We start from the raw sequence: 19773 nt of genomic DNA, 5'->3' as shown, positions 1-19773 counted from the left end.
AGGCCGTCCACCCGCCAGATTCCGCGCCTCCGGACCGACACCCAAAAGCCACTTCACGGGCGCGGTTTCAGGGGCCGAAAACGACCATATGCATGATGCGCCCTGGCAGGAGCGTGAACAGCCCGGCGACGACAAGAGCGCCGGAGAATATCCCGATCATGACGCGCCGGTGATCCACGACCCGATGGCGGTGCGCATACCACACACCGAGCGGAAGCATCGTCAGCGTGAAGATCGACAACAAGTGGATCGGGCTCCACGGTCCCCACAGCTTGATCCTATGGATCCAGAACGAGCTCAGCGCCACCGCGAGCATCAGCAAAACCCAGATCCAGCCGACGGTACGATGGGGTAGCGTTCCCTTGGACCCCGCCAGCTGAATGACGCCGAGCACGAAGGCCGCCATCGCGGCCATCGCGTGAAGAGGGATTGCAGGCTCCGCATCGAGCAACGGTGCGAGGCTCAAGTCGCGCGTCTCCTCTCGCCGCCATCCAGCACCGGATCAAACGACCGCTACTCCATCTGCAACCGTCTTGGGTTCGGATGGAAATTCGATGCCGTGCTTGAAAAACCAGATCAGAACGGGATGTCGTCGTCCATGTCGCTGCTGCGAGAGCCGGCGGCCACCGCCCGGCGCGGCGCACTCGAGGGTCCGCTGACACCGAAATCGCCGCCGCCCTGATCGTCGGAGCCAACGCTGGCGCCGCCTCCGCCGCTACGCCCGTCCAGCATGGTCAGGTTCGAGTTGAAGCCTTGCAGCACCACCTCGGTCGAATACTTCTCGGCACCGCTCTGATCGGTCCACTTTCGGGTCTGCAACTGGCCTTCGAGGTAAACCTTGGCGCCCTTCTTCAGGTACTGCTCGGCAACCTTGCAAAGCCCTTCATTGAAGATCACCACACGGTGCCACTCGGTCTTTTCCTTGCGCTCGCCGGTCGCCTTGTCGCGCCAGCTCTCGGAAGTGGCGACGCTGAGATTGGCGATCGGACGGCCGTCCTGGGTGCGCCGGATTTCGGGATCCTTGCCGAGATTTCCGACCAGAATCACCTTGTTTACGCTTCCTGCCATCGCCGCTCTCCACTCACTTCGCTTGTCCGGGCAGACCCTATACGCTCACTTGCCGGGCGCGCCCGCGGATCCCGTGTTATCCCCACATATAGCACCGCCAGCCGCAATGTTCCAGTTTTGTTCCTGGGCAATTTGCCGAAATGCGCCGGGACGGCCTGCAAGTCTCGATTGGGTCGTCCTTGGCCCTTCGGGCCACTGAAAAGCCCGACAAATCATCGGCTTCACCAGGGCGCAGTTCGGTTCGGACTGTGGCTTTTGGGAGACGGCCTTTGGGACCATACTGCGGTAGTGTCGCGTCCGAGCAGGGGTAGATGGGCGCTCCTTCGACCGATAGGACAAAACGCTTCTCCTCAAGCGAAGCGAACGAAGAAGCCGGAGCTATTGAGATGAAGGGGATTTTGCTGGGCGCTGTTGCTCTCCTTGCCTTGGGAGCGGTGGCACCGGCAGTGGCGGCTGATTTGCCTGCCCGGACCTACACGAAAGCGCCGGAAATGATGCCGGCGGTTTACGATTGGAGCGGCTTCTACGTCGGCCTAAACGGCGGCTGGGGTACAGCGAATAGTTGCTGGGATCAAATCGCTCCCGCTGTCGGCCCGGAAGGCTGCCACAACCCGTCCGGCGGTTTCGCGGGCGGCCAGGCCGGCTATCGCTGGCAAACCGGCGCATGGGTTTGGGGCTTTGATGCCCAGGGCGACTGGGCAAGCCTGAACGGCAGCAATGTCAGCTCCATCACCGGCAATACCAACCGTTCGCGCGTCGAGGCGTTCGGCCTGTTCACCGGCCAGGTCGGTTACGCCTGGAATACGGCGCTGCTCTACATCAAGGGCGGCGGAGCGATCGTTGCCGATCGCAACGACATCCTCACTGCCGGCACGCTGAGCGGAACGGCATCCGGCGATAACCGCTGGGGCGGCACTGTCGGCGCCGGCCTCGAATTCTCGTTTGCGCCGAACTGGTCGGCGGCTTTTGAGTACGATCACCTGTTCGTCGCCACCAACAACACCACCTTCACCAACCCGAACACCGGTGCGGTCGTCAGCACTGATCGGCTGCATGGCGATGCCGATCTGGTATCGGTGCGTGTCAACTATCGCTGGGGCGGCCCGGTCGTTGCGAAGTACTGATCGCGGCGAACTGATCGATTCCAAAAGCCGGCGGTTTCGCCGGCTTTTTCATTGCCGTCATTGGCGTATTCGGGAACCGGTTCGCGCGAAGAAGACGCGCCGAATGGAGTGGCAGCAGCGGTCAGCACCCCAACAATCCGTTGATGGTTGTCACGCGGCACTGGAAATCGATTCCCGTTCTTCCTATGTTCCGAAACTGGAGCTCCGATTTCGAAGTTCGCAAGCGGTCGCGGCGACCTCTCATGCGAACTTCGGAATCAAAGGAGCTCCAGCAGTAAATGATCATAGTGCGGCTTTGAATTTGAAGTTCCTATTGCGAACTTGCCGTGAATACCGATAGGAACTTCAAATTCGCCGCACTATCCTTTGGCGTCTGATCGCTGCTCCGGCGACGCGCCCGAATGCGTCGCGTGGAAATCCCGATATGGACGAAGTGATCAAGGCCAAGCAGCGTCACCCGACAGGCCCCTTGAGCCTGCGCGGGATCAGCATTCGCGGCGCGCGCGAGCACAATCTGAAGAACATCGACGTCGAGGTTCCCAGAGACAAGCTCGTGGTGTTCACGGGGTTGTCGGGCTCGGGAAAATCCTCGCTCGCTTTCGACACGATCTACGCCGAAGGCCAGCGGCGCTACGTCGAGTCGCTGTCGGCCTATGCGCGCCAGTTTCTGGAGATGATGCAGAAGCCCGACGTCGACCAGATCGACGGACTGTCGCCGGCAATTTCCATCGAACAGAAGACGACGTCGAAGAATCCACGCTCCACCGTCGGCACCGTCACCGAGATCTACGACTACATGCGCCTGTTGTGGGCGCGCGTCGGCGTGCCCTACTCGCCCGCCACCGGGCTGCCGATCGAAAGCCAGACCGTCTCGCAGATGGTCGATCGCGTGCTGGCGCTGCCCGAAGGCTCGCGGCTCTATCTGCTGGCGCCGGTTGTACGCGGCCGCAAGGGCGAATACAAGAAAGAGCTCGCCGAATACCTCAAGAAGGGTTTTCAGCGCGTCAAGATCGACGGCAAGTACTACGAACTTGCCGAGGCACCGACGCTCGACAAGAAGTTCCCGCATGACATCGACGTCGTGGTCGACCGCATCGTGGTTCGGTCCGACATCGGACAGCGTCTGGCGGAGAGTTTTGAAACCGCGCTGAAGCTCGCCGAAGGGCTCGCGGTGATCGAATATGCCGATGCGCCGGTCGCCCAACCATCATCCTTCGAGACGCGCCCTGCGGGCGCTCCCTCGGTGAGCGCAACGCGCTCATCCGGGGATGAGGACGGTGCTCGACGATCGAAGGCAGCAAAGCGAGGCGCTTCCCCTCATCCTGAGGAGACGCAAAGCGTCGTCTCGAAGGATGAGGCCCCGACAAAAAAAATCGCCAAAATCCACGACAAGAGCGGGCCGGAAAGAATCCTGTTTTCGGAACAGTTCGCCTGCCCGGTATCCGGCTTCACCATTCCGGAAATTGAGCCGCGGCTGTTTTCGTTCAACAACCCCTATGGCGCCTGCCCCGCCTGCGGCGGGCTTGGCATCGAGCAGCATATCGACGAGGACCTCGTCATTCCCGACAAGGAGGCGACCCTGCGCAAGGGTGCGATCGCGCCCTGGGCCAAATCGTCGTCGCCCTATTACATCCAGACGCTGACCGCGCTCGGCAAATTCTACAAGTTCACGCTCGACACCAAATGGAAGGATCTGCCGAAGAAGACGCAGGCCGCGATCCTGCACGGCTCCGGCGAGGACGAGATCAAGTTCTCCTACGAAGACGGCGTGCGCTCCTACGATACCAAAAAGCCGTTCGAGGGCGTCATCACCAACATCAACCGCCGCTATCGCGAGACCGAGAGCGAATGGGCACGCGAGGAGATGGCCAAATATTTCTCCGACGTGCCCTGCGAAGCCTGCCACTGCCATCGGCTCAAGCCGGAAGCGCTCTGCGTCAAAATCGCTGGCAAGCATATCGGCGAGATCTCGGAAATGTCGGTGCGGCGCGCCGGCGAATGGTTCGAGACGGTGCCTGCGGCGCTGAACGCCCAGCAGAACGAGATCGCCGCCCGCGTCCTGAAGGAAATCCGCGAGCGCCTCTCCTTCCTGCTCGACGTCGGCCGGAATTACCTGACGCTGTCGCGCTCTTCCGGCACGCTGTCCGGCGGCGAGAGCCAGCGCATTCGGCTGGCCTCGCAGATCGGCTCGGGCCTCACCGGCGTGCTCTATGTGCTGGACGAGCCTTCGATCGGCCTGCATCAGCGCGACAACGCGCGGCTGCTCGATACGCTGAAGCGGCTGCGCGACCTCGGCAACACCGTGATCGTGGTCGAGCATGACGAGGACGCCATCCGCCTCGCCGACCACGTGCTCGATATCGGCCCCGGCGCCGGCATGCATGGCGGCCATATCGTAGCCCAGGGCACGCCCACCGACATCATGCGCAGTCCGAAATCGCTGACCGGCAAATACCTCACCGGCGAAATGTCGGTGGATGTGCCGGAGCGGCGGCCGCCGAACCATCGCCGCACCATCAAGGTCATCAACGCCCGCGGCAATAATTTGAAGAACGTCTCGGCGGAAATTCCGCTGGGATTGTTCACCTGCGTCACCGGCGTGTCCGGCGGCGGCAAGTCGACGCTTCTGATCGATACGCTCTACAAGGCGATCGCGCGCAAGCTGAACAATGCCAGCGAAGGCGCCGCGCCGCACGATCGCATCGAGGGGCTGGAGCACATCGACAAGATCATCGATATCGACCAGTCGCCGATCGGCCGCACCCCGCGCTCCAATCCGGCGACCTATACCGGCGCGTTCACGCCGATCCGCGAATGGTTCGCCGGCCTGCCGGAGGCGAAGGCGCGCGGCTACGAGCCCGGCCGCTTCTCGTTCAATGTCAAAGGCGGCCGCTGCGAGGCCTGCGAGGGCGATGGCGTCATCAAGATCGAGATGCACTTTTTGCCCGACGTCTACGTCACCTGCGATGTCTGCAAGGGCAAGCGCTACAACCGCGAGACATTGGAGGTGCTGTTCAAGGGCAAGTCGATCGCCGACGTGCTCGACATGACGGTCGAGGAAGCCGCCGAATTCTTCAAGGCGGTGCCGCGGGTGCGCGAGACCTTCAAGACGCTGCATCGCGTCGGCCTCGACTATATCCATGTCGGCCAACAGGCGACGACGCTGTCGGGTGGCGAAGCCCAGCGCGTCAAGCTCGCCAAGGAATTATCCAAGCGCGCAACGGGCCGCACGCTCTATATCCTGGACGAGCCGACCACGGGGTTGCACTTCCACGACGTGAAGAAGCTGCTCGAAGTGCTGCACGAGCTGGTGTCGCAGGGCAACACGGTCGTCGTGATCGAGCACAATCTCGAAGTCATCAAGACGGCGGACTGGGTGATCGACCTCGGCCCGGAAGGCGGCGACGGCGGCGGCGAAATCGTCGCCTGGGGTCCGCCGGAAGATATCGTCAAGGCGCCGCGGAGCTACACCGGTAAGTTTTTGAAACCGGTCTTGGAGAAGGCTGGCAAGGTGCGCAAGAGTGGCGGCGGGACGAGCGAGGCGGCGGAGTGAGGAACGGCTCTTCAACGAGACAATAAAATGAGCCTATCAAGCATCAGCTTCGATAACATATCGGAAGCTCACTTAAGCGAACAGGTAAGCGCCGGTGTGCCTGAAGGCGTTCTCGTCGACTACAAGAGAGACATGTATGGCCGCGCCGACGCCGATGTAAAGGAATTTCTGAAAGACGTTTCTTCCTTCGCGAATTCTTCGGGCGGTCATCTCGCGATCGGTATTGACGAAGTGGGCGGCGTTCCGTCAGCAATATCTGCGTTAAGCGGTGACCCTGACCAGGACTTACAGAGACTAGAAAGCTTGGTTCGAGACGGCCTAGAACCGCGCATCTCTGGACTACGGATGAAGGCAATCTCAATAAGCGGCGGCGGCGGCTATGTGCTTCTGCTAAGAATCCCGAAAAGTTGGAATCCTCCCCATCGCGTTAGTGCCAGAAATACCAACCGCATCTATGGTCGAAACTCGGCGGGCGCGTACGAGTTTAGCGTAGAAGAGCTACGTGTTCTTTTTACATCGTCGGCAACGGCCTTGGACAGGGTGCGCTTATTCCGTGCTCAGCGTTTAGCAAAGATCGATGCTGGTGAAGCTATTGCTCCTCTCGTAAAAAATAATGGCCGCCTCGTCCTCCACCTCTTGCCTGCCTCATCTTTCGGGATTGAAAATAATATCGACCTTGCAAAAGCTAATACACTTCAAGAGCTCTTAAAGCCCATGGGCACAATGGGTTACTCGCCGCGCATTAACTTTGATGGATTTTCAACCCTGTCTCATGGAGCAAACAACAAATGCGTCTCATATACACAAGTCTTCAGGACCGGAGCGATCGAAGCCGTCAAGGTTCGCGTCACGGGCGACCCAACAGACGGGGCCGTTTGGATACCGACCCTAGCTTTTGATCGTTGGATTTTCCAACAGCTTCCCAATTATTTTGCCGCCTTACAGCAGCTGGAAGTCCCACCGCCAATTGTGCTGATGGTGACGCTGCAAGGGGTTCGTGGGGCCCGTTTAGGGGTTGAACCTAGGCCCATTGACGATCCTCCGCAAATCGACCGGGACGTCCTTGAGCTGCCCGAAGCCGTCATCGAGCAATACGGCGCCGAAGAATCTTATCAACGTGCTTCCCGACCGGTTTTCGACGCGTTGTGGAATACTGGAGGGTATTCGCGCTCCAAGCATTTCGATCAGACAGGTAAGTGGACGTTGAGCAAATACTAGTCATCTGAGTTGCGAATTCTGCCCTTCACTCCTCGATCGCCGCTTCGACAAATCCCTTGGGATCATAGAAAAACTCGCGCATCGCCTTGTAATGATCGGTCTGCTCGGGGGTCGTCGGCTCCAGCCCGCATTTGGTCAGCCGCAATAACGTCGCATCGGGATAGGCCATCAAGATAGGTGCGTGCGTCTTCATGATCACCTGGCAGCGCTCGGACTTGTCCATGCGATGGAGCAGCTTCAAAAATTCCATCTGGCGTTTAGTCGACAAAGCCGACTCCGGCTCGTCGAAGATAAAGAAGCCCTGTCGCTGGCAACGCTCCTCGAGGAAGCGGATAAAACCCTCACCGTGCGAGAACGACAGCCCGCGTAGGATGGGTAGAGCGTAGCGAAACCCATTGTGCTCACCATTGGTGGGTTTCGCTTCGCTCTACCCACCCTACATGACCTGCCTCACGCCACATCCGCCGGGCTGACGCGCCTTGCAATCTCGGCGCCCTTCTCCCGTTCAACCCCGCCAATGTCGTGTTGGCTCTGCAAGTCGAGCCAGAACTGCGCGCTATGCCAAGTAGCGACCAAGCCGCACGGCGGTATCGGCTGTGATCCCGCGGCGAAAGTTGAGAATGTCGGTGATACGACCAGACGGGACGTCGATATCAAGTGACAGCCGGTTGGCGCTGAGTTTGCGGGCCAGCATTTCTCGTTTCAGCAAACGGCCGGGATGTACAATGCGAGACATGATGTTCAACTTTGTGATGGATTCTCAGGTGCGCAATTGTGCGCATAGTTCGCTCGTTTCACTCGCGCCCCCGAATGACGTCACTTTCGTCGAGCCCGCCCATGCCGCCGCGAGATCGAATCTGGATTGCTTCCGCCGACCCGTGCGGGATGGATTCAGCTAAGCCAAACCCACCCCGCTCGGTCAGGAAGCGACCGCCCATCCCTCCGCACTGTTGGGCACCTCGATATCGATTTCCAGCACCGAGACGAGGTTGCCTCTGTCCATCTTGATCTGAAGCTTTTCCGGATCGAACGTCACATGCCGGGAGACCACGGCCAGAATCTCGCCCCGCAGCAGTTCCAACAAATCCGGCTGGCCGCGCAGACCACGCTCATGCGCCAGCAGAATCTGCAACCGTTCCCGCGCCACGGGCGCGGTGGCAGTCGCAGTTGCGGTGCGGCCGCCGAACAGCCGCGGAAAGATCATCATGCGGCCCTCCGTCCCAGCAACCTGTTCATCAGTCCCTTCCGTGCGGCCGGCACCAGCACCGGAATGGTCGCGCCCATCAGGCGACGTGCCGCATCGGTATAGGCGCGGGCCGGTGCGCTGGTGGCGTCGTTGAGTGTCACGGGCATTCCCACGTTGGAGGCGCGCAAGACGTCCTGACTTTCGGGAATGATGCCGAGCATCGGCGTCGCCAGAATATCGGTGACGTCGCCAATCGAAAGCATTTCTCCCCGCGCTGCGCGGCCGGTGTCGTAGCGAGTGATCAACAGATGCTTTTGCACCTGCTCGCCCTGCTCGGCCTTCACGGTCCTGGAATCCAGCATTCCGATGATGCGGTCGGAGTCGCGCACCGAAGAAACTTCCGGATTGGTGACGACGACCGCTTCGTCGGCAAAGCGCATCGCAAGCATCGCGCCCCGTTCGATTCCGGCCGGACTATCGCAAATGATCCAGTCGAATTTCGTGCGCAGCTCGGCGATGATCTTGCCGACGCCCTCGTCGGTCAGCGCATCCTTGTCCCGCGTCTGCGACGCCGGCAGCAGCCACAAATTCTCCAGACGCTTGTCGCGAATGAGCGCCTGCGACAGGTTGGCAATGCCCTGCACCACGTTGATGAAGTCGAACACCACCCGCCGTTCTGCCCCGAGCACCAGATCGAGGTTGCGCAGGCCGACATCGAAATCGACGACGACGACTTTTTCTCCCATCTGCGCGAGCGCCGCACCGAGTGCGGCGGTCGACGTCGTCTTGCCCACGCCGCCTTTGCCTGACGTCACGACCAGCACTTTGGCCATTCTCTATTTCTCCCCAAAATACAATCAACTGAGTGGTGAAATCTCCACGACCTCACCCTGGAGCCAGACCTGTATCGGTCCGGCATACGAGGTGGCGTCGATCTGTTCGGCAGTCCGGTAATAACCATCGATCGCGAGTAATTCGGCTTCGACCTTCTGGCAGTAGATCCGTGCGGTCAGATTGCCGTTGATGCCCGCCATCGCCCGGCCGCGCAGCGTGCCGTAGACATGGATGGAGCCACCTGCGACGATCTCGGCGCCCGAGCTGACTGAACCCACAATCGTGATGTCGCCTTCGGGAAACACCACCGACTGGCCCGAGCGCACCTGTGTGTCGATCAACAGGGATGCGGCCTTCTTCGGAGGCGGCTTCTTCGGTTCGCTGTTCGAGACCACGGCATTGCGGCCGCCAGTGAGCAAGGGCGGCAGGTTCGCGCTCAGCCGCTCGGCGCCTACCCCCTCGATACCGAGGATGCGGAGACCCCGCTGTTCCAGGCTTGCGACAAGCTGGCCAATCGCATTCTGGCTGAGATCAACCGCGGAAAGATCGAGCACCATCGGCTTGCCGGCAAAAAAGCCCGGCGATTGATTCAGCGTTACGTCGATCTCGTCGAGCCAGTCGATGATCGGAACCACGGGAAAGAACACAAACGCAACATAGGATCGCCCGCGTAAGCGAATGGACTTCGGCTTTGGCCTCACAACCGCACCCATGACGATCCGCTCACGCCTCTAATAAATATTAAAATATGCCGGCGCACGACCGGCGATCCATCAGTGTGTGCCCCCGCTCACCCTTTCAGATTCGCGCTCAATGAAATTGAGTCGCCGGGCGAAATTGAGTCGAAAAGTGGAAACGGTTGAGGCGCCGCAAAATCATTGTCTGGGCTTCGTTCGTCGCGCGAAGGAATTTGGCGAGATATGAGTTGACAGTTTCAAAATCCGATTGCGCCAGGTGATTTGCCCGTCGTGCCAATGTGTCGCAGCCTTTTCGCTTGTGACGTCGGGCAAATCACGGGCACTTTCCGCGCATCCCGTGCCCGCCAAGAGGGACGTATCGCGATCGTCACGAACGTTGGGCACAGGATGCGGTGGACGCCTCACATGCGACGGACGAGCGCATGCGAGGTGTACGGCGAAGCCACGTGGTTCTGACGTCTCGACGCTGACGTCAAGTTGGCGACAATGCTTGCGCATTGCGCTGGCGACGGTGACAAAAAGCCCGATCGCCGGGAAGAGCGTGGAATAAGCCGTTCAAACCATTGCGCGGGGAATGCCGGAATGTTTCGGCGAACCTGCGGTGACTAACTCGTGTGCTTTTTACTTTTGCGCACGAGGCTGCGGGCGAGCTTGAACGCCCGGCATTCCCTGCGCCCTCGTCATGAGGGCCTTTTTCGCATCATCCGGGCGCGTTTTGTGCCGCGGGAATGCGAAGCATTGCCGTTTCACATCTGCACGGCAGGCCAGGTTAATTCGTCATTGCCTGCGACAAACGCGAAACGTTTGCGCAAGGGAGCGTCAGCGACGACCCCTCTTCGCTCGCTGTGCGAGCTACGCGGGGTAGAAGTCCGCCAAAGCGTTCTTCCGCGAAGGCGGAAGCAATCCAGTCTGGATCGCTTCGCTTGGGCTCGCGATGACGGCTTGGGGGCTCAGTGCTGCCCTCACCTGCGTCCGACGAACCAGCCGGCGATCAGCAAGACGATGCCCGCGGCGCCTGCGACAACGCCGTGCTTGACGTGAACATGCGTCACGCCGGCTTCGTGTCCGGGGAGAAAGCCGGGCAACTGGTCTGCGGGGAAAATGAAATAGAAGCCGGCGGCGATGAGGAGCAAGATGCCGACAAGCATAAGAATGATTTTCATGGACTTATCCTTGTGATGTATGACCGGCTTGAGCTTGAACCAGATTCACGCCACTTTGTTAAGACCGATCGATGCGGTGCGGATAACAGGAAACTTCCATGACTGATGTCGTCAACAACAAGGCGGAGCATCGCTACGAACTCGTGGTCGACGGCCATCTCGCCGCGACCTATTACACGCTTGCCGACGGCGTCATCACTTTTGTTCACACGGAAGTTCCGCCGGAGCTCGGCGGCAAGGGCGTCGGCTCAAAGCTGGTGAAGGGTGCGCTCGATCAGGTGCGAGCCGATGGCTTGAAGGTCATCGCGCAATGCCCCTTCGTCAAAGGCTATATCGACAAGCATGCCGACTATGCCGACCTCCTGCTCGTGCGCTGAGATTTCCCGCATGGCCATCGTTCGCGACAACAAGGCACTGAACCGGTTCGAACTCGATGTCGAGGGCGGCATGGCCTTCGCCAATTACCGCCTCACGCCCGCGGCCGTCGTCATCACGCATACCGAGACGCCGCGCGCGCTGCGCGGCCACGGCGTTGCATCAGAGTTGGTCAAAGGGACACTTGCCCTGATCCGTGCCGACGGCCTCCAGGTGATCGGCGCCTGCGGCTTCGTCGTCGACTACCTGCGCAAGCATCCGGAATATGCGGATATGGTGGGGTGATGCTTATCTGGCGTCGTTCCGGGGCGACGCTCGCGTCGAACCCGGAACCTCGAGATTCCGGGCTCGTCCTTCGGACGCCCCGGAATGACGCAAACCAAGTCACACGATCCGGATCGACATGTCCGGCAGGCCATCGAGCTTGCAGAGCAGCACGTCGCCCTTGACGACCGGGCCGACATTTTCCGGTGTGCCGGAATAGATGATGTCGCCGGCCTTCAGTTCGAACGCCTCCGAAAGCTTGGCGATCTGCTCGGCGACGCTCCAGATCATCTTGCTGAGATCGGACGATTGGCGCACGTTGCCGTTGACCGCGAGCGAGATCGCACCCTTGGTGAAATGCCCGGTGTTGCTCGCCGAATGGATCGGTCCAAGCACCGCCGCGTGATCAAAACTCTTGCCGATCTCCCACGGTTTTTTCTGCACGGCCATGCCGTTCTGGAGATCGCGCCGCGTCATGTCGAGGCCGATCGCGTAACCATAGACGTGATCAAGCGCCTGCTCCGGCGCAATGTTGGTGCCGCCGGATTTCAGCGCGGCCACGAGCTCGACCTCATGGTGATAATTCCTGGTGAGCGACGGATAGCGATGATCGGCAACCGTGTCGGGCGGGACATTCTGGATTGCATCGGTCGGCTTCTGGAAGAAGAAGGGCGGCTCGCGCGTGGGGTCGGAGCCGCGCTCCAGCGCATGCGCAGCGTAATTGCGGCCAATGCAGTAGATGCGGCGAACCGGAAACACGTTCTTCTCGCCGGCGATCGGGATGGTCACCGCGGGCACGTCGAAGATCGGCTTCGGTCCCGATTGGGCCTCGGCCGAACGGCTTCCGGCAGCCGTGCCCGCGAGCGCAAGCGCGCCCGTGGCCAGCAAGGTCCTGCGATCGACGGTTTCCATAGGGTGCTCCGGATTGTCGTTGATGTTGAGCACGCTATCTACTGTCCGGTCCTTGGCCCGGCAAGCCAGAGCGACTGCAACGAAGGCATGAAAAAGGCTCGCGAAATGGCGGGCCTTTTGGCATCCTGTGAAAATCAGGTCACCACTTCACATCGGACGGCAGCTTTCCGCCGTTGGCGGCGAGTTTGGCCATCACCTGCTTGTGCAGCCAGATGTTCATGGAGGCGGAATCGTTGGTATCACCGGTGTAGCCGAGTTCGTGGGCGAGCTCCTTGCGGGCGGAGAGGCTTGAATCGATGTCGAGTGCTTTCATCAGATCGACGATCGAGGTGCGCCATGCCAGCTTTTCCTTCTTCGCCGCCACCGCCTTGTCCAGAATCGGCGCGACATCGACGCTTTGCGCGGGTGCCGCAGGCGCAGCAGACGCGCTGCCTGACGATGCCGCTCCGCCTGACGCCGGCGCAGCTACGCCACCGCTCGCCGGGGTCGCGCTTGCCGAGGTGCCGAAAATCGCGCTCATGATTTTTCCGAAAATACTCATCGCTCGCTCCTGATGATTTCTGGATTTTGTGACGGCGTGAACAGATTATTCTTCAGTCCGGCAGCACCCCGACCGGATCAAGGAAAGCTTAGTCTTCCCGGCAGACCTTGCCAATGCAACGAGCCCGCGGCGATTTGACTGAACACCGCAGCAATGACGGCGCAATGACACGAGCGGTAACCAAAAATGTACCGGGGCTTTGTTGCGCCGCGAAGCAAGAACGCGAAAGCTTTCGGCAAAGCTGCCTCGAATACCGTTTCAAATTGAGGCGAATATATGCGTATTGGATTTGCAACCGGCGTCAACGAAGCGTGAGAGACAACGCATGCAAATCGGAGTACCATTGCGCCATCAGTTCGCGACATGGCCAGTTCGGTTTCCTTGTCTTCGCGTCTGGCCAGATCGTGATCATTATCCCGCGGACGGTGCCGTACGTCCTCTTCCGAGGTCCAGGCAAAACCGCCGCGTCAAGGGAGTGCGAACATGGCCAATCAATATTCGGGCAATGCCCCACCGCTGGCTCAGCCAGCTCAGGAAACCGCAGATCCCATCATTCGCCGGATCGGACTCTCCGATCTGCACGACGCGTTGCGGCTTGGCTGGGAAGATTTCAAGGCCGTCCCGAGCCACGCCATCATCCTCTGCGTGATCTACCCCGTGCTTGGCCTGGCGCTTGCGCGGGCCGTGATGGGCTACGCGGTCTTGCCGCTGTTGTTCCCGCTGGCCGCCGGCTTTGCCCTGCTCGGCCCCTTCGCTGCACTTGGCCTTTACGAACTGAGCCGCCGCCGCGAGCTCGGTGAGGAAGCTTCGGCCTGGAACGCGTTTGACGTGTTTTCCTCGCCATCCTTCGGCGCCATGCTTGGCCTCGGCACGCTGCTGCTGGCCTTGTTCGTCGTCTGGATCGGGGTTGCGCAAGCGGTCTACGTTGCGGCATTCGGTTATGCATCCGCCGCCGAGATCCCCGACTTCGTCGGGCGCGTCCTGACCACGCCACAGGGATGGTGGCTGATCGTGGTTGGCTGCGGCGTCGGCTTCCTGTTCGCGCTGCTGGCGCTGTGCATCAGCGTGGTTTCCTTCCCGCTGATGCTCGATCGCCACGCCACGACCGGCGAGGCCATGGTGACCTCGCTTCGCGTGGTCGCCGCCAATCCGGTTGCCATGGCGGCCTGGGGTTTGATCGTTGCTGCGCTCCTGGTGGCAGGATCGATCCCGCTATTTCTGGGGCTCGCGATCGTGGTCCCGCTGCTCGGTCACGCGACCTGGCATCTTTATCGCAAGGTGATCGCGCCGGATCCCCATCGACGGCCGATTCCGCCGCGTCCGCCGCGCGAAAAACGCCCGGCCGCGGATTTTCCAGCCAACCTGTTCCCCTGGCGACGCAAGGACAGCGTCTGAGCTGATGCAAAAGTGAACTGGTGGTCCGATTCTAACATTCGCATCCGTTCGCAGCCGGCTTCTTTGCGAATTTTAGAATCAAAGGACCACCAGCAAATACAGGTTTCTTCACATGGTTCCGCGACGTCCCACGCGAGCCTTGTTTTGGCCGCGGTTGCGCCCGACATAACGCCCGACCGTTCTTCAGCGCGGAAGGCAATTCCCTTGCAATATCGCCAGATCCTACATTGCGCCCTGGCAGCGGGCATTGGTCTCGCTCTCTCGGTGGCATCAGCGAATGCGGCCGTGCCATGCGGTTCTGGCAGCTTTCAGGCCTGGCTTGATGATTTCAAGACTGAAGCCGCATCCAAGGGCATTTCACAGGCGACCATCACTGCAAGCCTGAACGGCGTAACGCTCGATCAGAGCGTGCTCTCCCGCGATCACTCGCAAAAGGTCTTTGACCAAACGTTTGAGCAGTTTTCCGGCCGCATGGTGCCGCCACGCCTCGCGCGCGGCGCCAACATGCTGAAACGGTATGGATCGGTCCTGTCGCGGATCGAGGAAACCTACGGCGTGCCCGGCGAGGTGCTGGTCGCGATCTGGGGCCTCGAGACCGATTACGGCGTCAACATCGGCAAGTTCCCGACGCTGAGATCGCTGGCGACGTTGGCCTATGATTGCCGGCGCTCGGAAATGTTTCGGGGCGAATTGCTCGATGCGCTCCGCATCATCGATCGCGGTGACCTCACGCCAGCCGAAATGCGCGGCGCCTGGGCCGGCGAAATTGGCCAGACGCAGTTCATGCCGTCGAACTACATGAAGTACGCGGTTGATTTCGACGCGAACGGCCGCCGTGACCTGCTGCGCAGCCCGCCAGACGTGCTTGCTTCCACCGCAAACCTTCTCGCGAGTTACGGCTGGCAGCGCGGCAAGGATTGGCAGCCCGGAAGTCCCAACTTCGCGGTGCTCCAGCAATGGAACAAGAGCGACGTTTACATCCGCACCGTCGCCTATTTCGCTACCCAGCTGACCCACGCGCCGTAGCTAAGCCGTTTCCTTACAATGATTTTATATTCACTTTTTATCATGCATATGATTCATACACCCGACAGATCAAAACCGCGCCGGAATTGATCGGAACCTACGATTTTGCCCTGTAGTAGCCGAAACTTCGGCAATATTCTGAGCATTCCTGCTGGGGGTCTACGGAACCGTTTCCCGAATAGTTAATCAATTCTTACATAGCTATGCATATATCGATTAGCTGCAACGCAGCATCTTGGCTTCTGCACTGCGGTATAGGGATCTATATTGCCATCAACGATTCAGTCCTCTTCGAAAGATTGAATCAAGAATTCAAGGAGACTACCCATGCTGCTCTCGCTCATCCGAATGATCCAGGCGTTCCGCGACTATCAGCGCAACGTCGCCGAATTGTCCCAGCTCACCGACCGGGAACTGGCGGATATTGGACTCGACCGCTCGGATATTCCGCGCGTTGCGGCCGGCAATTACACCGCCTGATATTTCAAACCCGCTGACGGAAAACGGATAGCGCCCGCCGATGGCGGGCGTTGTCGTTTGTAGGCGGTCGCGCGCATTCCACTCACGGAAGAAACGCGCTACCTCTGTGCCGCATGACAGGCACTCTCTCATTGGAACCCATCCATATCATCGGTGGCGGTCTCGCCGGCTCTGAAGCCGCATGGCAGGTTGCCAATGCGGGCGTCCGCGTCATTCTCCACGAGATGCGGCCGCAGCGGATGACCGAGGCGCATCGAACCGAAGGCTTTGCCGAGCTCGTCTGTTCGAATTCGTTTCGCTCCGACGACGCCGCCAACAACGCGGTCGGATTATTGCACGCCGAAATGCGCCGGCTCTCCTCCCTGATTATGCAAGCCGCCGACGCCCATCAGGTGCCAGCCGGTGGCGCGTTGGCGGTCGATCGGGACGGCTTTTCAGCCGCCGTCACCAAAGCGCTGGCAGATCATCCGCTGATCGAACTCAAGCGCGGTGAAATCGAGGGCTTACCGCCCGCCGATTGGGCCAACGTCATCATCTCGACCGGCCCCCTCACCTCTGCGCCGCTCGCCGAGGCCATCCGCCAGCTGACAGACGAAAACGCCCTGGCTTTTTTCGATGCGATCGCGCCGATCGTTCATCGCGACAGCATCGATATGTCGAAGGCATGGTTTCAGTCGCGCTACGACAAGGTCGGCCCCGGCGGCACGGGCGCCGATTACATCAACTGCCCGATGACAAAGGAGCAGTACGAGGATTTCGTCGCGGCGCTCATTGCAGGTGAAAAGACCGACTTCAAGGAATGGGAAACCAACACGCCCTATTTCGACGGCTGTCTGCCAATCGAAGTCATGGCCGAACGCGGCGCGGAGACGCTTCGCCATGGCCCGATGAAGCCGGTCGGGTTGACCAACCCGCACAACCCGACTGTAAAGGCCTACGCGATCGTGCAGCTGCGACAGGACAATAAGCTCGGCACCCTCTACAATGTGGTGGGTTTTCAAACCAAGCTGAAGTATGGCGCGCAGCAGCGCATCTTTCGCATGATTCCTGGACTTGAGAACGCCGAGTTCGCTCGGCTCGGCGGCCTCCACCGCAACACTTTTCTGAACTCGCCAAAGCTATTGGATGAACAGCTGCGCCTGAAGGCTGCCTCACGATTGCGGTTTGCGGGACAAATGACCGGCTGCGAAGGGTATGTCGAGTCCGCCAGCATCGGCCTGATCGCGGGCCTTTATGCCGCCGCCGACGCGCGTGGCCGCGTGCTGCCCTCGCCACCTCCAACCACGGCGCTAGGATCGCTGCTCGGACATATCACCGGCGGTCATCTGGAAACGATCGACAATGGTCCACGCTCGTTCCAGCCGATGAACATCAATTTCGGGCTGTTTCCGCCGCTCGCCAACCCGCCGACACGAAAGACGGATGGAACGCGGCTGCGCGGCAACGAAAAGGCCATCGCGAAACGCCAAGCGCTCAGCGCCCGGGCGCTAGCCGACATCGATCGCTGGATTGCTGATCATTTGCGGCTGGCGGCGGCCGCGTGAGCTTATCATGAGTTTTGCAAGACACGACGCTGAAATTCTGTCGGCGCAATGGACCGAAGGCGTCCTGCTCAAACGCGACGTGTTTTCGTCCGTGGAGCGCGGCCGCTTCCGCACACCGAATGGCGAGGTCGATGCCATCTTGCGCCGGATCGATCAGGTGCCCCGGTGGTCATATCTGCTCGCGCGACATTTGTTCCGCCGTGAGCGTCACGCCTTGGCGGTGGTGCGCGACCTCAATGTTGGGCCGCCGCTCCTATGGGGCGGCCGGCAGGCGCTGGTCCGCGGCTTCATCGATGGCGTCGCGTTACACTTGGTCAAACCGACCGGCGACGTCGCTTATTTCCGTTCAGCCAAAGAGGCCTTGCGGCGGTTGCATCGCGCCGGCGTCTGCCACAACGACCTCGCCAAGGAGCAGAACTGGCTGGTCGGACGTGACGGCCGCGCTTACCTGACGGACTTTCAGCTGGCGGCATGCTTTCGCAAGCGCAGCTGGCTGTTTCGTGTCGCGGCCTACGAGGATCTGCGACACCTTCTGAAGCACAAGCGCAGCTATGCGCCGCAAGCGCTGACCCCGAAAGAGCGTCAGATTCTCACCCGCAAGTCGGTCGTCGCAAGTTTGTGGCTCGCAACCGGGAAAAAGGTCTATCAGGCGATCACCCGTGGCCTGTTCAATTTCACCGACCGCGAAGGCGGCGGGCGTCGCCTGGTCAACGACGCCCCGGTGCTGGTGCAGGAGATACGGAAAAATCCTGCCGTTCGTGATGCGGCTATCGTCGCCTTTCCGGATCGCCGGGTCGGTGTGGGCCTTTATGCCTTTGTTGAATCCGATCAGACAGCACTCGAGACCGAGCTGAAAGGCGCGCTTGCCGCGGGCCACGGGCCCAAACCGCCGGAGCACATCCAGGTTGTCAAGGCGCTGCCGCGCGATTCCAGCGGACAGCCTCGCATCGAGCTGTTGCAATTGGTCGCAACCAATCAGCTCGATCTGATCGAGACCATGATCACCAGCGAGCCGGACCGCGCCTTTTTGAATACCATTCTGGAATCGCGGAAAAACCTGCGCGATCGCTTCAATTTCGAAACCGCCGGGATGAATTGATCATCGTCCCGCAAGGGCCGATGACCGCGACGCACGCCACAGCGTCCACAGCACCGCAAGCCGCGATGGTGGCCGCGCCACAAAGGGATCGTTGTCGGCCCGCATCAACCTGGCGAGATCGCGTTTGGCTTGCGCCAACGGCAGAAACGCCGGCCGAACATCCGGCATCACTGACGCAAGCAGCGCGTAGGCTGTATCGAGATGCGCGCGTGCTTCACCCAGCAGGTCATTCAACGCTTCGCGCAGCCTCGGCGCCTGCTTGCCCGCGAACAGCTCATCAGGATCGCAGCCATGTTTCGTAAACACCTGCTGCGGCACAAAGAGCCGGCCTTGCGAGGCATCAAGCGGCAGTGAAGCCATCACCCGAACCATTCCCTGCGCCAATCCCGCATGGCGTGCCAAGTGCTCGACCTCACTGGATGGCGGTCCCATCATCGCCGCAGCCAGCGAAAAGATGGCCGAAGAGGTGTCGTTGAGATACCCCTCGAGCGCGGCCATGGTCGGCATCGGATCGTTGTAGAGGTCGAACAGGTGCTCGTCGATCAGACGCGAGAGACGTTCAACCGGCAGACGATGGCTGCGCATCGCCGACAGAAGTTCGGCGGCAACCGGATTGCCCTCGACGCCGCCATGACCCTGCCCTGCAAGCATATCGCGCCACCACTGCAATCTTATCTCGCCTGGCAGGGGTTGGCTCACCTGGGTATGGACCCGGCAAATCTCGACATCGAAGGCATAGAGCGCAAGCAAGGCGCGCCGCGCCGGCGCCGGCACGAACAGCGTGGATGCATAACGGGTGAAATCGTGTGCACGGACAAGCTCGGCGCATTGGCCGGCCGCGTCGCTGCCGTCATCGACGGATGTGCTCATGGCACGGCGATCAGCGCTGCGGCTACTCGCCGCCGTTCGCCCATCATGATGTTGTAGGTGCGGATCGCCGGCCCCGTCTGCATGATATCGAGGCTGACACGGACAGTGCGAAATGCCTCCCGCAAATGCCGGGGGGCAACCCAGACCTCCGTGCCGGTGCCAACGATCAGTGTATCGATCTGATTTGCGGCAGCAAACACGCGCGATAACGAATACTCGTCGATTTCAGCGACCTTCGTCACCGGCCAAGCCCAGATGGCGTCCGGCAAGCACAGCAGCGAACCGCGATGCGACATATCGGCGAAGGCGAAGCCGCCCTTTCCGTAAGCGTCGATTGCTGCTGACCTCGGAAGATGTGGCGCGTCGGCGCCTTCGCTTGCTAGCTTGGACATGATCTTTTCCGAAAACAGGATCCCGATCTCC

General features: G+C 60.5%; 22 protein-coding genes. 10 read left to right on the top strand and 12 right to left on the bottom strand.

Annotated features, from left to right (window positions below):
• Positions 1-67: 67 nt before the first annotated feature.
• Both M6D32_RS25090 and M6D32_RS25085 read right to left on the bottom strand, forming a co-directional pair.
• On the bottom strand, positions 68-466 hold the full coding sequence (locus M6D32_RS25090) for a DUF2306 domain-containing protein (protein WP_298261393.1): 399 nt from the start codon (positions 464-466) through the stop codon (positions 68-70).
• Between the two features lie 110 nt (positions 467-576).
• Positions 577-1068 (bottom strand): single-stranded DNA-binding protein, encoded by a 492-nt coding sequence (locus tag M6D32_RS25085; RefSeq protein ID WP_298261391.1) that lies wholly within the window; start codon positions 1066-1068, stop codon positions 577-579.
• Positions 1069-1454: 386 nt separating this feature from the next.
• Here M6D32_RS25085 and M6D32_RS25080 point away from each other — a divergent pair, with 386 nt between their 5' ends.
• From M6D32_RS25080 to M6D32_RS25070, 3 genes are all read left to right on the top strand, one after another.
• The gene (locus tag M6D32_RS25080) at positions 1455-2192 is read left to right on the top strand and encodes an outer membrane beta-barrel protein (RefSeq protein ID WP_298261389.1); all 738 of its coding nucleotides are present in this window, start codon (positions 1455-1457) and stop codon (positions 2190-2192) included.
• A 424-nt stretch (positions 2193-2616) separates the two neighbouring features.
• Positions 2617-5745, top strand: coding sequence for an excinuclease ABC subunit UvrA (gene uvrA / locus M6D32_RS25075; RefSeq protein ID WP_298261387.1), 3129 nt, complete (start codon positions 2617-2619; stop codon positions 5743-5745).
• A 27-nt stretch (positions 5746-5772) separates the two neighbouring features.
• On the top strand, positions 5773-6963 hold the full coding sequence (locus tag M6D32_RS25070) for an ATP-binding protein (protein ID WP_298261385.1): 1191 nt from the start codon (positions 5773-5775) through the stop codon (positions 6961-6963).
• Between the two features lie 25 nt (positions 6964-6988).
• On the opposite strand, the gene M6D32_RS25065 is transcribed toward M6D32_RS25070, so the two are convergent.
• From M6D32_RS25065 to M6D32_RS25040, 6 genes are all read right to left on the bottom strand, one after another.
• Positions 6989-7231 carry a hypothetical protein gene (locus M6D32_RS25065; protein WP_298261383.1) on the bottom strand — a complete coding sequence of 81 codons (243 nt, stop codon included), beginning with the start codon at positions 7229-7231 and terminating at the stop codon, positions 6989-6991.
• Positions 7232-7519: 288 nt separating this feature from the next.
• Complete coding sequence (locus tag M6D32_RS25060; RefSeq protein WP_298261381.1) at positions 7520-7699, bottom strand: hypothetical protein; 180 nt, start codon at positions 7697-7699, stop codon at positions 7520-7522.
• A gap of 183 nt (positions 7700-7882) precedes the next feature.
• Positions 7883-8167 (bottom strand): cell division topological specificity factor MinE, encoded by a 285-nt coding sequence (gene minE, locus M6D32_RS25055; RefSeq protein ID WP_298261509.1) that lies wholly within the window; start codon positions 8165-8167, stop codon positions 7883-7885.
• A complete protein-coding gene (minD, locus tag M6D32_RS25050; RefSeq protein ID WP_298261378.1) occupies positions 8167-8982 on the bottom strand; it encodes a septum site-determining protein MinD in 816 nt (271 codons plus the stop codon). Before minD ends, minE begins: the two co-directional genes overlap by 1 nt.
• Positions 8983-9006: 24 nt before the next feature.
• On the bottom strand, positions 9007-9696 hold the full coding sequence (minC, locus tag M6D32_RS25045) for a septum site-determining protein MinC (RefSeq protein WP_298261375.1): 690 nt from the start codon (positions 9694-9696) through the stop codon (positions 9007-9009).
• Positions 9697-10643: 947 nt separating this feature from the next.
• Positions 10644-10844: a hypothetical protein gene (locus M6D32_RS25040; RefSeq protein ID WP_298261373.1), complete on the bottom strand. Its 201-nt coding sequence runs from the start codon at positions 10842-10844 to the stop codon at positions 10644-10646.
• Between the two features lie 98 nt (positions 10845-10942).
• Between M6D32_RS25040 and M6D32_RS25035 the strand changes: the two genes are divergently transcribed.
• On the top strand, positions 10943-11221 hold the full coding sequence (locus M6D32_RS25035) for a GNAT family N-acetyltransferase (protein WP_298261371.1): 279 nt from the start codon (positions 10943-10945) through the stop codon (positions 11219-11221).
• 10 nt (positions 11222-11231) lie between these two features.
• A complete protein-coding gene (locus M6D32_RS25030) occupies positions 11232-11504 on the top strand; it encodes a GNAT family N-acetyltransferase (RefSeq protein ID WP_298261369.1) in 273 nt (90 codons plus the stop codon).
• Between the two features lie 99 nt (positions 11505-11603).
• Here the strand turns inward: M6D32_RS25030 and M6D32_RS25025 are convergent, their stop codons facing one another.
• Together M6D32_RS25025 and M6D32_RS25020 are read right to left on the bottom strand one after the other, a co-directional pair.
• A complete protein-coding gene (locus M6D32_RS25025) occupies positions 11604-12395 on the bottom strand; it encodes a fumarylacetoacetate hydrolase family protein (RefSeq protein ID WP_298261367.1) in 792 nt (263 codons plus the stop codon).
• A 139-nt stretch (positions 12396-12534) separates the two neighbouring features.
• Positions 12535-12936, bottom strand: a complete 402-nt coding sequence (locus M6D32_RS25020) for a DUF3597 domain-containing protein (RefSeq protein WP_298261365.1) — start codon at positions 12934-12936, stop codon at positions 12535-12537.
• Positions 12937-13419: 483 nt separating this feature from the next.
• Here M6D32_RS25020 and M6D32_RS25015 point away from each other — a divergent pair, with 483 nt between their 5' ends.
• The 5 genes from M6D32_RS25015 (at position 13420) to M6D32_RS24995 (ending at position 18480) form a co-directional block, all read left to right on the top strand.
• A complete protein-coding gene (locus M6D32_RS25015; RefSeq protein WP_298261364.1) occupies positions 13420-14331 on the top strand; it encodes a DUF2189 domain-containing protein in 912 nt (303 codons plus the stop codon).
• A gap of 219 nt (positions 14332-14550) precedes the next feature.
• Complete coding sequence (locus M6D32_RS25010; protein WP_298261507.1) at positions 14551-15357, top strand: lytic murein transglycosylase; 807 nt, start codon at positions 14551-14553, stop codon at positions 15355-15357.
• Between the two features lie 327 nt (positions 15358-15684).
• Positions 15685-15837 (top strand): DUF1127 domain-containing protein, encoded by a 153-nt coding sequence (locus M6D32_RS25005; RefSeq protein ID WP_298106169.1) that lies wholly within the window; start codon positions 15685-15687, stop codon positions 15835-15837.
• A 113-nt stretch (positions 15838-15950) separates the two neighbouring features.
• Positions 15951-17381, top strand: a complete 1431-nt coding sequence (gene trmFO, locus M6D32_RS25000; protein ID WP_298261362.1) for a methylenetetrahydrofolate--tRNA-(uracil(54)-C(5))-methyltransferase (FADH(2)-oxidizing) TrmFO — start codon at positions 15951-15953, stop codon at positions 17379-17381.
• Positions 17382-17388: 7 nt separating this feature from the next.
• The gene (locus tag M6D32_RS24995; RefSeq protein WP_298261360.1) at positions 17389-18480 is read left to right on the top strand and encodes a serine/threonine protein kinase; all 1092 of its coding nucleotides are present in this window, start codon (positions 17389-17391) and stop codon (positions 18478-18480) included.
• Here the strand turns inward: M6D32_RS24995 and M6D32_RS24990 are convergent, their stop codons facing one another.
• Positions 18481-19350, bottom strand: coding sequence for a phytoene/squalene synthase family protein (locus M6D32_RS24990; RefSeq protein WP_298261358.1), 870 nt, complete (start codon positions 19348-19350; stop codon positions 18481-18483). It abuts the gene before it with no gap.
• Complete coding sequence (locus tag M6D32_RS24985) at positions 19347-19742, bottom strand: Mth938-like domain-containing protein (RefSeq protein ID WP_298261356.1); 396 nt, start codon at positions 19740-19742, stop codon at positions 19347-19349. Before M6D32_RS24985 ends, M6D32_RS24990 begins: the two co-directional genes overlap by 4 nt.
• Positions 19743-19773: the final 31 nt, after the last annotated feature.

The organism is Bradyrhizobium sp. (assembly GCF_027307225.1).
Taxonomy (GTDB): domain Bacteria; phylum Pseudomonadota; class Alphaproteobacteria; order Rhizobiales; family Xanthobacteraceae; genus Bradyrhizobium.
This window is presented reverse-complemented; position numbering and strand designations above follow the sequence as displayed.